Below are 13,246 nucleotides of genomic sequence, written 5' to 3'. Positions count from 1 at the left end.
TTTTTGTATAAATACTTTGAAGACTTATCGGAACAATTTCATTTTTTATCGGAATAATATCATTATTTGAGACACCTCCTTTAGAATGTTTAAAAACTAAATGGTCAAAGAAATTTTCGTGAATGTTATGGTGCTTTAGATAAATCGATTGTAAATCAACAAGCGCCTAGTCGGAACGGAAATCAACCGCTCACATTGCTGAAGAGCCATACTTTATTTAATTTCATTGACATAATAGTTTTTTGTATAATAGTTGTAATTTTGATAAAGTATTTATATCGAATGAATATTCGAAAAATACAATCCGATTAGGATCTATTAAATTTTGGATAGATTTAGTGTCAAATCCGAGAATGATAACGCTGTTTATGAAACAAGAGAAGTGAAAGAAAAAAACTGGGGTGATAAAAATGGAGCTAGGCTTGAAGGGGAAAGTAGCAGTTATTACAGGTTCAAGTAAAGGTATTGGTTATTATACAGCGATGCAGCTTGTGAAAGAGGGGGCGAAGGTTGTACTTTGTGCTCGTGGTGAAAAACAGCTTCAAGTGGCTGCGGGTTGTATTAAAAACGAAACGGGCGAGGACGTTTTAATTGTACCGGCTGATATAACAAAGGAAAAGGACTGTAAGTACTTAATTGAACGAGCAGTAGAGCATTTTGGTCGCCTTGATATTCTTATTAATAATGCAGGTACAGCTTCAGCTAATCCATTTGAATCGGTTAGTAGTGAGCTATGGCAAGCTGATTTAGATTTAAAAGTGTTTGGTGCTGTCAATTGTTCAAAGTATGCTGTACCTCATTTGCGTAAAGTTGGTGGTGGTGCAATCGTTAATGTGACTGCAGTAATGGCTAAAACACCACCAGCAAATTCACTCCCTACTACTGTAAGTCGTGCTGCAGGGCTTGCGTTAACGAAAGCTATGAGCAAAGACTTAGGACAAGATAATATTCGTGTGAATTCTGTTTGTATCGGCCTTATTCGTAGTGATCAAATAGAGAAGAAGTGGAGAGAAGAAGAGCCAGAACTTTCGTGGGAAAATTATTCTCGCAAAGTTGGTCAAGCAATTCCACTTGGTCGGGTAGGGGATACTCAAGAAGCGGCAAATGTCATTACTTTTTTAGTATCTGAGGCAGCTAGCTATGTGTCGGGTACTTCGGTAAATATTGATGGCGGTTCAGGACACGCTTTATAGATACATAAAAGAGTGAAGAGAATTGGTTCTCTCCACTCTTTTTTGCTCTTCTTCTTCATTAAAAAGACATTTTTCTCACGCGTTTTCATAAGAATTGGAATGAGTAATCATTGACGCTGCAAATACATGATTTGCTTAAATATTGTTTCTATTGTAGTCTTTTTTCTATTATTTTTCTAAAATTATAATAGACAGAAAATTCCTTCAGATGTAGAATAAACGTAATGGGGGGTGTAATGTGGCGAAATGTTGAACGAAAATTTTGCTTCGATGTTAAAGAGAGTTGTTCGTATTATTGTTCAGATTGGGATACTAAATATTTTTTATTACATGGGTGTCGGTATTGTGGCTTTACTACATGTACCTCTTCCAGGAAGTGTAATTGGATTACTTTTATTAGCACTTTCACTCAATTTTAAAATAATTAAAGTAGAATACATTCAAGATGGAGCAGGTTTCTTAATTGGCGTATTAACCTTGTTTTTCATTCCCGCAACAGTAGGCGTGATTGACTATCCTGAACTTTTGTCAACAACGGGTCTCTTGATTATTCTAGCCGTTATTGCTAGTACGCTCATCTGCATTTACGTTACAGGATTATTTAGTCAAATGATTGAGAAAAAAGAATTAGCTAAAAAAGAGAAAGAAGCCATTGTAGAAGACGGAGAGGGGGAACTAACAGTTGACTGAAATTATTGTTGTCGTTGGCACCATTGTCTTGTTCGTGCTATTTACAAAACTTTATCAACGTTTCCCACATCCCCTAATGATTCCACTAGTGACGACAACAATCGTCAGTGCGGTCATATTATTAGTCTTTAATATCCCATACTCTACTTATTTGGAGGGAGGACAATGGCTTCAAAAAATGCTAGGTCCAGCAGTTGTAGCACTAGCGTACCCGCTATATAATCAGCGTGAGATCATTATGAAGTATAAGTATGCTATTCTGTCAGGTATTTTTATCGCTATGATTACGGGCTTAATAACAATATTTGTTATGCTGAAATGGATTGGAGTTAATAAAAGCTGGTTGCTGACGGCCTTGCCTAAATCATTAACAACACCTGTAGGTATGCAGGTGAGTGAGACAATTGGAGGCATTCCACCATTAACGGCTGTACTCGTAATGCTAGCAGGATTTGTAGGTGCCATTATTGGACCATTAGTTATTAAATACGGCAAAATTGACTCTGCCGTTAGTAGGGGTGTCGCAGTAGGCAGTGCCTCACATGGTGTTGGACTTGTGAAATTAAGAGAATATGGAGAACAAGAATTATCAGTAGGCTCGTTATCTATGGGTTTAACTGCAATTATTGGTGCATTTCTATGTCCATTATTTGTTTATTTATTTTTGTAAAAAAACTATATACAGAAATTTGTATATAGTTTTTTATCTTTTTTCGATAATAATTTGAATGGTATGAGCGAGGCCTGTATGGAGTATACCTTCATGTCGTACTTGTTCACCTGTGAAAAAATGGATAATTTTAAAAGGCTGACACCAATTTAGAACATCCAATGGATCATATAAAAAATCAAGCTGTCTTGGGCCACCTGTGGCGTAGGATAGTTGATAAGTTGAATAAAGTTCCATCATAATACGACCGCCAGACTTTACAGAATCTACAATCCGCGTAAACACTTCATGTTGCTGTTCAGTTGGAAAATGTCCAAACACCATAATAGCAGCATCAAACATCTCTACTGGTAGTTCATCTTGGAGTAGATCAGTAAGCTTTGTATGAACTGTAACATTATGTTTTTCTGCAAGCTGACTCGTTTTTTCAAGCCCACTTTCGGCATAATCAAAGGCAGTTACTGTATGACCTTGTAAAGCTAAAAATACTGCATTTCGACCTTCACCTTCTGCGTATGCAGCCACATTTGGATAACCCTTTAAATAGTGTATATAGTCTTCAATAAATGCATTTGGCTGCTCACCATAAACATATTCAGTTGTTCTAAATCGTTGATCCCATGTGTTCATTCCATCACCTCTTTAATTTGCTAAGCACAAAGCTAATTTCAGACGCAATTATGCCGAAACATAATTGATTATATTGTAAGTAAAGTAAGCTTCAGAATCTAATTTTTTGCTTAGTTCATGAAAGCAACTATGCGTTGCGAATTAGCAAATAACAACTTCTAGAATAAAGTGTAGGTATCCATTATTATTTGATCAAAATATTATAAGTTGGAGGTGAAGTTCAAATGAATTTGGAAAACCGTTTAAAGGAATTAAGAGAACAACATAAGTATACACAGGATGATGTCGCAGGCTTTTTAAATATTTCAAGACAATCCGTTTCAAAATGGGAGCAAGGAAAGGGCTATCCTGATATCGATAATTTAAGAAGGTTAAGTGATTTATATAAAATTTCTTTAGACCAACTTATTACAGGTGAAGAAAAATATCATACACCTGTAGCTTCTGATTCAAATAAATCGGATCATAAAACTGTTGGAGATTTTTTGTGGAGATATTGGTGGCTCGTTTTCCCTATGTTAGGTATGATCTCTTCTTGGTTCTATTACCATTAGTAATCGAAAAAAGCTACCTCTATCTGAGGTAGCTTTGCTATTAAATAATTGGTTTACGTTCTTTTATGACGCGAATCGTTTTCAAAGTTGTATCTTCTGGTCCTTGTACAGGTAAACCAGCTTCAATATTCATTTGAATATAACGAATATTTTCTTGAGTAATTATTTCCCCGGGAATAAAAATCGGAATACCTGGGGGATATACCATAACAAATTCTGCACAAATACAATTATCCGCTTCTGCAAGAGGAACAACTTCAGTATCTGCATAAAATGCATCACGTGGTGACATGGCAAGTGCAGGGATTTCTGGCACATTGACGATTGCTTCGGTTATGGCAGCTTCTGAATCGAATGCTTTTGACATACGACTAAGGGCGTTGATTAGGAGATTAATTTCCTTTTTCGAATCCCCGAGTGTCACTAAACACAAAATATTATATAGGTCCGATAATTCTACTTCGACATTGGCATTGTGTCGAAGCCATTCCTCGGCTTGATGACCAGTGATACCTAAATCTTTAATACTTATTAGTAGCTTTAAAGGGTCCATATCATAAGTTGCCGATGAATGTAATTTTTCTTTACCGGCACATTTTAAATGTGGAATTTGGTTAATGCGTTTCCGTGCATCCTTTGCCAAGCGAAGAGCATCGCCAATTAAATCATACCCATGGATTGCTAGCTGACGTCGAGCTGTGTCAAGGGAAGCGAGTAATGGATAAGATGTCGATGTTGTTGTTAGCATCGACAGGACAGCCTGTACGCGCTTAGCAGACACAAGCCCTTCACGAACATTTAAAATAGATGTTTGAGTCATTGAACCACCAAGCTTATGTACGCTTGTTGCAGCCATATCAGCCCCAGCTTCCATTGCGGAGTATGGGAGGTCATCATGAAATTTAATGTGTACACCATGTGCTTCATCGACAATTACCGGGATGTTGCGGCTATGGACTATTTCGACAATACGCTTTAAATCTGCCGTGAAGCCGAAGTACGTTGGATTAATAACAAGTACTGCCTTTGTATCTGGATAAGCATTTAATGCTTTTTCGACAGCTTCAGGCGATATTCCGTGCGAAATACCATATTCACTGTCTACCTCAGGATGAATAAAAATCGGGATTGCACCAGCAAAAACAATCGCCGACATAATGGATTTATGAACATTCCGTGGTACTAGAATCTTATCACCTGGACCGACGACGGTTAGAATCATCGTCATAATGGCGCCACTAGTACCTTGAACGGAAAAGAATGTATGATCAGCACCAAAGGCTTCGGCAGCAAGTGCTTGCGCTTCTTTAATAGCGCCTTTTGGTGAATGCAAATCGTCTAGTGGAGCAATATTAATTAAATCAATTGATAAAACGTTGTCGCCGACGAATTCTCGGAATGCAGGATCCATACCTTGCCCTTTTTTATGGCCTGGAATATGGAACTGAATTGGATGTCTGTTCCGATGTTTAAGTAATACGTCGAACAATGGAGTCTCTAATTGTGACAACGCAGGTACCACCTCACATTATAATATTTAAGAAAACAAATGAATTATAGCACCTAATTGCATGAAAAAATAGACTTTACAGAAAAAAATAAAAATTAAAGGATTTTTTTATAATATCGAGAAATTAGTATCGTAGGAAAGGGGAGATACTATGAATTGGAATTCACGTGTGACGGAGCTTTTAAATATTAAATACCCAATTATACAAGGGGGATTAGCCTATTTAGCATATGCGGATTTAGCAGCAGCGGTGTCGAATGCTGGGGGCTTAGGACAAATAACAGCAATGAGTTTACGAGATCCTGACTTATTGCGTGCAGAGATTCATAAAGTACGAACATTAACGGATAAACCGTTTGGCGTAAATTTTGCCATTGGCATGTATGGTACTGGTTATGAGGATATGGTGCGTGTTGCGGTGGAAGAAAAGGTACCGGTTGTGACAATGACTGGCGGTAATCCTGCACCCATCTTTGATATTTTGGAAGGAACGGATATTAAAAAATTAGTACTTGTTGCAGCACGTAGACAAGCACAAAAGGCGGAAGAACTTGGCGCAGATGCTGTTATGGTTGTTGGGCAAGAGGGCGGAGGTCATCTTGGACGCGACGATATAGGGACAATGGTGCTTGTACCTCAGGTTGTAGATAGTGTGAAAATACCTGTTATCGCCTCTGGTGGGATTGGTGATGGACGTGGCTGGATGGCAGCTCATGCACTAGGGGCAGAGGGAATTGAAATGGGTACGCGTTTTATAGCGACCAAGGAATGTGTTGATGCCTCTGAGGCTTATAAAGAAGCCTTAATCGCAAGCACCGAGGCAGATACGACAGTAATAAAACGTTCTATAGGTGCACCAGCAAGAGCGTTGCGCAGTGAATTTACAGAAAAGATTTTAGAAATTGAGCGCGCTACACCAACGTATGAGGCGTTGAAAGATTATATTAGTGGGAAAGCGAATAAACGTTTTATTTATGAGGGCGAGAAGGATGAGGGACTTGGCTGGGCTGGACAAGTGACAGGGATGATTCATGATATTCCAACAGTTGAAGAGCTTATCACTCGAATGCTTGCAGAAGCGGAAAGTATCCGGGTAAAATGGGGTCAGTAACATAAAGGTGGTTATGTCCAAATGGAATACTCTTATCCGTTTTCAACAGATTGGTCAACTGAGGAAATTGTTGATGTTGTCCAATTTTTTGAAGGAATTGAACAAGCTTATGAAAAAGGCATTAAGCGTGAAGTAATGATGACGAAATATCGCCGTTTTAAAGAAATTGTTCCTTCACAGGCCGAGGAAAAAACAATTTTCCGTGAATTTGAAGAAGCTAGTGGCTATGTCAGTTACCCTGTTGTGAAACAAACAAAAGAAGCAGCTGATGGCACAATTATTAAAGTAGCACCAAAGCAACGTCGATAAAAATCGACCTGGGACAAAATTGATCAAAATCTTAAAAAGCGTGAGAAATCAACTTTAGCAACGTTGATTACTTGCGCTTTTTTGATACGGAATTTTTTCAATTTCACTTTAAAAATATGCTGTCAGTTGTTGGTTCACTACTTTTAAAATGTGGACGTGAGTATTCCTCATGTCCACATTTTTTTATTTGATTGCTTTACACTATCTCGGTGTTAAAAATAAGCAAATTTCATATACTACATATACAAAATAAAACATTTTCAATTTTTTTGAAAATCAGCGAAAAAATAATAATTTACTCAAACTCTCTTTTACGAAAATATTTCTCAAAAAAATTTCATTTGCTAGGGATAATAACGTAAATTTTCCACAATATATAAATATAAGGTTTTATCATATAAAAATTGTTTTAGTTATTATGCCACAATGCCAAACTTATTTTCCAACAATGATGTTGTAAATAGGGAGTAAACGGCTAAAGGTTTCTTCCGTTAATTGATGAAGTTGGTTAGCTGACAGCTTGACAGCTTGTTCTTTTGGAATATGACGACCTACTAAAAACTCACCTTTTTTAACATCACGTAAACGAATCAGTAATTCATCTAGCTTGTCTTCCTTTGCATCTTGCAAGGAGATTGCTGCTGGAGACATGTGATCTCCAGAGACAATAAAATCATCAGGAAGTTGCTGTAGTATGGCTTTGTTGGCAATTAAACGTTCTGCCATCACATTTTTTTGTGGGGCTTCATAAATAATAGCTAAGACAATGAATAAATGTGTGCTCCAAAGACCAATCTGAAAGTGAGGTAATGATTTATAACCTCTTTTGTACGGTGCGAAGGCAACCCAGCTATCATTTGGGGGATTTACTGTTCTGCGCGCATGCTTCGCAACATGAGGATAAAATTCTTCTCCAAGATGACTTGAAAAGAAGGAAGAAAAATCCTCACCAAGCAATTGGAATTTTGGCCGTACACATAAATTTAATGCATCCATTCTCTGTTCTAAACCATCTATTTGAAAAACATTGAAGTCTTTGTTAGTCCATTTTATTTTTGTCATTTTTATTAACTCCTTTCGATTTATAAGGTTTATTTTATTAGAAAAATGGGAAAAAATCTTATAACAAGAACTTTACCAAATCTAATAAGTTTTGTGAAAAAATAAAAAAAGGAAGTGATTTTTATGAAACCCATCGTAAAAATTATACGTAAAGTTGACATTGAGAAGCAATATGAACACATTTTACAATTAGAATTAGATTATGAATTGGCTTCGTTATTCTCGGCAATGAATGAAAAAAATGAGCTTGAAATTGAAAAAAGTAAAAAACGCCTCGCTGAAATTCAGCTAGAACTTGAAAGCTTGCACGCCTATGCGTAATAAAAATTTTATACCGATTTGAAAAATCACTTGCTGAATATTCCGACAGCAGGTGATTTTTATTGCTATAAAGGGTAAAATAGACAATATATCATAATGGAATTATGTGTTACTTATTGATGTTTTTTAAGTAGGCTAAAAGCATAGGGCCTTTTCTTATAATCGAAGGGTGGGTTTTTATGGATTTACAACAAATGGATCAATTTGCAAAAAGCATTATATATGAAGCGGGTAGCCGTATTCGAGAGGCCTTTTCGTATAATCTAGTGATCGAGACAAAATCAGGTGCAAATGATCTTGTCACAAATATTGACCGCGAAACAGAATTATTTTTTATCGAAAAAATCAGAGGTTTTGATCCAACCCACAAAATTTTAGGGGAAGAGGGTATGGGAGAGAAAGTAGAATCATTAGAAGGTGTTGTATGGATTATTGATCCAATCGATGGCACGATGAATTTTGTGAAACAACACCGCCATTTTATGATTTCTGTCGGTATTTTTGTGAATGGGGTAGGCAAGCTAGGTTACATATTTGATGTAATGCGTGAAGATTTATTTTATGCTATTGCAGGCGAAGGGGCATGGTACAATGACTCACCATTACGTAAATTACAGTCAGTTAAAATGGAGGAATCGGTCATTGGTATCAATGCTCATTGGGTAGCACCAAATCGACATATTCACCATGAAAAGGTTATTGAATTGGTTAGGACAGTACGTGGTACAAGGTCTTATGGTTCAGCAGCAATGGAAATAGCGTTTGTTGTCAGTGGTAAATTAGATGCTTATGTATCGATGCGATTATCGCCATGGGATATTGCTGGTGGTACGATTATAGCTAAGGAAGTTGGAGCGATCGCCACTAATTTACATGGAGAGGGCTTTGATTTCTTGCATCAGGATACATTTATTATTGCCAATCCTTCTATACACAAAGAGTTGTTAGAAAAATATATTGTGCCTTATGAATAATAAAGGAGCCGTCTATTTTTAGACAGGCTCCTTCTTAAGTCATCTTATTAAAGTAAGCCTTGCTCACGAAGCTTACGTTTCATTTTAAAGGCTGTCATGAAAATGACACAAGTAGCCACAATGCCTGCTATTATACCTAATACACTGCTAATTGCCACTGAATACCCGATAGAACACATTGCTAAAACAGCAGCTAATGCGTAAATGGCCATTACGAATTTTGCACGATTCATAGCTGAGCCTCCTATATTAAAAATTTATAATGCGAATATATTTTTTAGAATGAGGAAAATTCTAATAAGGACATTTCTATCCTTCTTGTGCTATAATATCACAGTTAAACATTCGAAAAAAGAATATGGAGTGGAATAATGACAAACTTACGTCAAGATCTTCGCAATATCGCAATTATCGCACACGTTGACCATGGTAAAACTACTTTAGTCGACCAATTATTAAAACAATCGGGTACATTCCGTTCAAACGAACATGTTGAAGAACGTGCAATGGACTCTAATGATATTGAACGTGAACGTGGTATTACAATTTTAGCGAAAAATACTGCAGTAAATTATAACGGAACTCGTATCAACATCCTTGATACGCCTGGACACGCCGACTTTGGTGGTGAGGTAGAACGTATTTTAAAAATGGTAGATGGCGTTTTACTAGTTGTCGATGCGTATGAAGGTTGTATGCCGCAAACACGTTTTGTATTGAAAAAAGCGTTAGAACAAAAATTAACACCAATTGTGGTTGTTAATAAAGTAGATAAAGACTCAGCTCGTCCATTAGAAGTAGTAGATGAAGTATTAGAATTATTCATCGAGCTTGGTGCAGATGACGATCAATTAGACTTCCCTGTTGTTTATGCTTCTGGGGTAAATGGTACTGCTTCACTTGATGCAGATCCATCGAAACAAGAAGAAAACATGCAATGTCTATTTGAAAAAGTAATCGAATCTATTCCAGCACCTGTTGATAATTCAGCTGACCCATTACAATTCCAAGTAGCATTACTTGACTATAATGATTACGTTGGTCGTATCGGTATCGGTCGTGTATTCCGCGGTACAATCGAAGTAGGTCAACAAGTAGCACTTATGAAATTAGATGGATCAGTAAAACAATTCCGTGTTACAAAAATCTTTGGCTTCTTTGGCTTAAAACGTGAAGAAATTCAATCAGCAAAAGCTGGTGATTTAATTGCCGTTTCAGGTATGGAAGATATCAACGTTGGTGAAACTGTGTGTCCTGTTGAACACCAAGAAGCTTTAACACCATTACGCATTGATGAACCAACTTTACAAATGACGTTCTTAGTAAACAATTCACCATTCGCAGGTCGTGAAGGTAAATTTGTAACAGCACGTAAAGTAGAGGAACGCTTACGTTCTCAACTTCAAACAGACGTTTCTTTACGTGTTGAAGATACAGATTCTCCGGATGCTTGGACTGTTTCTGGACGCGGTGAGCTTCACCTATCTATCCTTATTGAAAATATGCGTCGTGAAGGCTTTGAGCTACAAGTATCAAAACCACAAGTAATCATCCGTGAAGTTGATGGCGTAAAATGTGAGCCATTTGAACGTGTACAAATTGATGTTCCAGAAGAAAATGTTGGATCAATTATCGAATCAATTGGTACTCGTAAAGGTGAAATGTTAGATATGGTTAACAATGGAAATGGCCAAGTTCGTTTAACATTCTTAGTACCTGCACGTGGTTTAATTGGTTATACAACTGAATTCATGTCAATGACAAAAGGTTTCGGTATCATCAACCATACTTTCGATTGCTACCAACCATATATTCCAGGTCGTATCGGTGGTCGTCACCAAGGTGTACTTGTGTCAATGGAAACTGGTAAATCGACAACTTATGGTATGATGCAAGTAGAGGACCGTGGTACACTATTTGTAGAACCAGGTACTGAAATTTATGAAGGTATGATTGTTGGTGAAAATACACGTGATAATGATATCACTGTAAACATTACAAAAATGAAGCAAAAAACGAATGTTCGTTCTGCGACTAAAGATGCGACAAATGTAATTAAAAAGCCGCGTTTATTAACACTAGAAGAAGCATTAGAATTTTTAACTGATGATGAGTACCTAGAAATCACGCCAGAATCTATTCGCCTTCGTAAACAAATTCTAGACAAAAACGAACGTGAGAAAGCAGCGAAAAAATTAAAAAACGCTGACAAATAATTTTTTGCTTCCACGAAAGGAAGAGGATATTGATGTTGAATTGGTTGTTATTAAACTCCATTCAAGCATCTGAAATGAGAGAAGGAACTGAGGCTGAAGTATTAGAGGATTTCACCGGTATTAGCCGTCTTATTTATGAATACTCACCAAATTATACTGTAGCAGGGTATATTGTTTTCTTCTCCGTATTCATTTTGTGCGCAATTGTTTATAAACTAGGCTTTGCACGAAAATTAAACTTTAGGCAAAATATTGTTATCTACATTTGTTTGTTCATAGGATGTATTGTTTTGACATTCTTTGCTCTTTCATTACCGATGATAGAGGGCTTAATTGTTGCAGCATTATTTTTAGGTATTTATAAAGTGCGGTTATCTAGAGAAAATAAAAATGCATAAAAGGTAATTTATAACTAAACCAGTCAGGTGATAACAAAAATATCATCTGACTGGTTTATTCTTATAATAATCAAAATTATTACAGCTTTTTCGATTGAAAATCATAAATAAAAAATAACTTTAAGTGTTTAATCATTCATTAAAAAATTTCTCTATTTTATAGATTGTAGAAAAGTAATCAGGGCATCATCCAAAAGACAGAGACGATAAAAATACGTTTTAATTTGACTTTAAAGGCTATATTAATTCAAATAAAAAAATCTACAAACCCCGTAAATGTTTTTTCAACATAACGGGGTTTTCTCGCTTTGTATTGGACGCATATATTTCTATCTCCTTTTTTGGGGGGTATTTTTTATATATTGTCCTTTTGTGAATATTATCCATTAAATTCCTGAAATACATATAATACTATATTGTTCAACTGAATTATATGTGAAATTGAATTTGATTTTACTGTGCACCAGACGTCCCTTTCGGATCCTAAGGTTTCCGAAAGGGACGTTTAATTATTTATTTTAGAAGTACTTTAACATAATTCTTCGCACCTTAAATGACATAAGTGAATAAGTTAATGTCGATAGGCTTATTTCATCAATCAAGGAGGAAATGAAATGCGTTGGCTTAAAAAAGGTTTGCTATTTAGTGTTGTCGCTTTGTTACTCCTTTCTTTGACAGCATGTAATAAAACGGAGCTTGAAAAAGTTAAAGTTGGAGAAGTGACGCGCTCGATTTTCTATGCGCCGCAGTATGTAGCACTTGAAAAAGGATACTTCAAGGATGAAGGTCTTTCTGTTGAGCTACAAACAATTGCGGGTGGCGATAAGACAATGACGGCGTTGTTGTCTGATGGCATTGATATCGCCTTAGTCGGGTCAGAAACTTCTATATATGTAACGCTCCAAGGCTCCAATGACCCGATTCAAAATTTTGCGCAGTTAACACAAACAGATGGCACGTTTTTAGTTGCGCGCGAAAAGATGGATAATTTTTCGTGGGATCAGCTAAAGGGTTCTACATTTTTAGGGCAACGTAAAGGTGGAATGCCACAAATGGCGGGTGAGTTCGTACTGAAAAAGCATGGCATTGATCCTAAGAATGATTTAAAACTCATTCAAAACATTGATTTTGCTAATATTGCTACTGCCTTTGCTTCTGGAACAGGTGACTATGTACAGCTATTTGAACCAACTGCGAGCATGTTTGAGAAAGAAGGTAAGGGCCATATTGTCGCTTCATTTGGTACGGAATCAGGGAAATTACCTTATACATCATTTATGGCGAAAAGTAGCTATTTAAAGGACAATGCGAAGGCAGTTCAAGGCTTTACAAATGCATTGAAACGAGCGCAGGATTTTGTACAAAAAGCAAGTCCAGCCGAAATAGCGAAAATTATTCAACCATACTTTGAGAATGTAGATGTTGAATTAATTGAAACAGTGGTTGAGCGTTATAAATCACAGGGATCTTATGCTACAGATCCAATTTTGGATGAGGGAGAATGGGATAACTTGCAAACGATCATGGGGGAAGCTGGTGAACTTCCTCAACGGGTGGATTATGGAAAGCTTGTGAATACAACCTTTGCTAAAAAGGCAGCTGAGTAAT

Annotated in this window: 15 protein-coding genes; 11 read left to right on the top strand and 4 right to left on the bottom strand. The window is 36.7% G+C overall.

The features are described 5' to 3' along the window. Positions 1-410: 410 nt before the first annotated feature. The 3 genes from MOK21_RS07370 to MOK21_RS07360 all read left to right on the top strand — a co-directional run bounded on the left by MOK21_RS07370 (position 411) and on the right by MOK21_RS07360 (position 2,553). A complete protein-coding gene (locus tag MOK21_RS07370; protein WP_249073291.1) occupies positions 411-1,193 on the top strand; it encodes an SDR family NAD(P)-dependent oxidoreductase in 783 nt (260 codons plus the stop codon). Positions 1,194-1,439: 246 nt separating this feature from the next. After that, the gene (locus MOK21_RS07365) at positions 1,440-1,883 is read left to right on the top strand and encodes a CidA/LrgA family protein (protein ID WP_249073290.1); all 444 of its coding nucleotides are present in this window, start codon (positions 1,440-1,442) and stop codon (positions 1,881-1,883) included. Beyond that, entirely contained in the window at positions 1,876-2,553 is a 678-nt protein-coding gene (locus MOK21_RS07360; RefSeq protein ID WP_249073289.1) for an LrgB family protein, read from the top strand. Before MOK21_RS07365 ends, MOK21_RS07360 begins: the two co-directional genes overlap by 8 nt. A gap of 33 nt (positions 2,554-2,586) precedes the next feature. On the opposite strand, the gene MOK21_RS07355 is transcribed toward MOK21_RS07360, so the two are convergent. Next, complete coding sequence (locus tag MOK21_RS07355; protein ID WP_249073288.1) at positions 2,587-3,183, bottom strand: class I SAM-dependent methyltransferase; 597 nt, start codon at positions 3,181-3,183, stop codon at positions 2,587-2,589. Positions 3,184-3,407: 224 nt separating this feature from the next. On the opposite strand from MOK21_RS07355, the gene MOK21_RS07350 reads away from it, so the two are divergent. Continuing rightward, positions 3,408-3,737 (top strand): helix-turn-helix transcriptional regulator, encoded by a 330-nt coding sequence (locus MOK21_RS07350; protein ID WP_249073287.1) that lies wholly within the window; start codon positions 3,408-3,410, stop codon positions 3,735-3,737. Between the two features lie 40 nt (positions 3,738-3,777). Here the strand turns inward: MOK21_RS07350 and MOK21_RS07345 are convergent, their stop codons facing one another. Then, positions 3,778-5,247 (bottom strand): aminotransferase class I/II-fold pyridoxal phosphate-dependent enzyme, encoded by a 1,470-nt coding sequence (locus MOK21_RS07345; RefSeq protein ID WP_249073286.1) that lies wholly within the window; start codon positions 5,245-5,247, stop codon positions 3,778-3,780. Positions 5,248-5,398: 151 nt separating this feature from the next. On the opposite strand from MOK21_RS07345, the gene MOK21_RS07340 reads away from it, so the two are divergent. Then, entirely contained in the window at positions 5,399-6,358 is a 960-nt protein-coding gene (locus tag MOK21_RS07340; protein ID WP_249073285.1) for an NAD(P)H-dependent flavin oxidoreductase, read from the top strand. Between the two features lie 21 nt (positions 6,359-6,379). Beyond that, positions 6,380-6,667, top strand: a complete 288-nt coding sequence (locus tag MOK21_RS07335; protein WP_249073284.1) for a UPF0223 family protein — start codon at positions 6,380-6,382, stop codon at positions 6,665-6,667. A 435-nt stretch (positions 6,668-7,102) separates the two neighbouring features. Here the strand turns inward: MOK21_RS07335 and MOK21_RS07330 are convergent, their stop codons facing one another. Further along, a complete protein-coding gene (locus MOK21_RS07330; RefSeq protein ID WP_249073283.1) occupies positions 7,103-7,729 on the bottom strand; it encodes a YktB family protein in 627 nt (208 codons plus the stop codon). Between the two features lie 123 nt (positions 7,730-7,852). Between MOK21_RS07330 and MOK21_RS07325 the strand changes: the two genes are divergently transcribed. Both MOK21_RS07325 and MOK21_RS07320 read left to right on the top strand, forming a co-directional pair. Further along, positions 7,853-8,050 (top strand): hypothetical protein, encoded by a 198-nt coding sequence (locus tag MOK21_RS07325; RefSeq protein ID WP_053483442.1) that lies wholly within the window; start codon positions 7,853-7,855, stop codon positions 8,048-8,050. Positions 8,051-8,229: 179 nt separating this feature from the next. Further along, a complete protein-coding gene (locus MOK21_RS07320) occupies positions 8,230-9,024 on the top strand; it encodes an inositol monophosphatase family protein (protein ID WP_249073282.1) in 795 nt (264 codons plus the stop codon). A gap of 47 nt (positions 9,025-9,071) precedes the next feature. Here the strand turns inward: MOK21_RS07320 and MOK21_RS07315 are convergent, their stop codons facing one another. Further along, positions 9,072-9,257 (bottom strand): DUF5325 family protein, encoded by a 186-nt coding sequence (locus MOK21_RS07315; protein ID WP_079559722.1) that lies wholly within the window; start codon positions 9,255-9,257, stop codon positions 9,072-9,074. Positions 9,258-9,395: 138 nt separating this feature from the next. On the opposite strand from MOK21_RS07315, the gene typA reads away from it, so the two are divergent. The 3 genes from typA (at position 9,396) to MOK21_RS07300 (ending at position 13,245) form a co-directional block, all read left to right on the top strand. After that, entirely contained in the window at positions 9,396-11,240 is a 1,845-nt protein-coding gene (typA, locus tag MOK21_RS07310; protein ID WP_249073281.1) for a translational GTPase TypA, read from the top strand. Between the two features lie 32 nt (positions 11,241-11,272). Continuing rightward, positions 11,273-11,638 carry a YlaH-like family protein gene (locus tag MOK21_RS07305; RefSeq protein WP_374110120.1) on the top strand — a complete coding sequence of 122 codons (366 nt, stop codon included), beginning with the start codon at positions 11,273-11,275 and terminating at the stop codon, positions 11,636-11,638. A 614-nt stretch (positions 11,639-12,252) separates the two neighbouring features. After that, a complete protein-coding gene (locus MOK21_RS07300; RefSeq protein WP_249073280.1) occupies positions 12,253-13,245 on the top strand; it encodes an ABC transporter substrate-binding protein in 993 nt (330 codons plus the stop codon). The last annotated feature ends 1 nt before the right edge of the window (position 13,246 follow it).

The sequence above is a fragment of the Lysinibacillus sp. BPa_S21 genome (genome assembly GCF_023337795.1).
Classification (GTDB): Bacteria; Bacillota; Bacilli; order Bacillales_A; family Planococcaceae; genus Lysinibacillus.
This window is presented reverse-complemented; position numbering and strand designations above follow the sequence as displayed.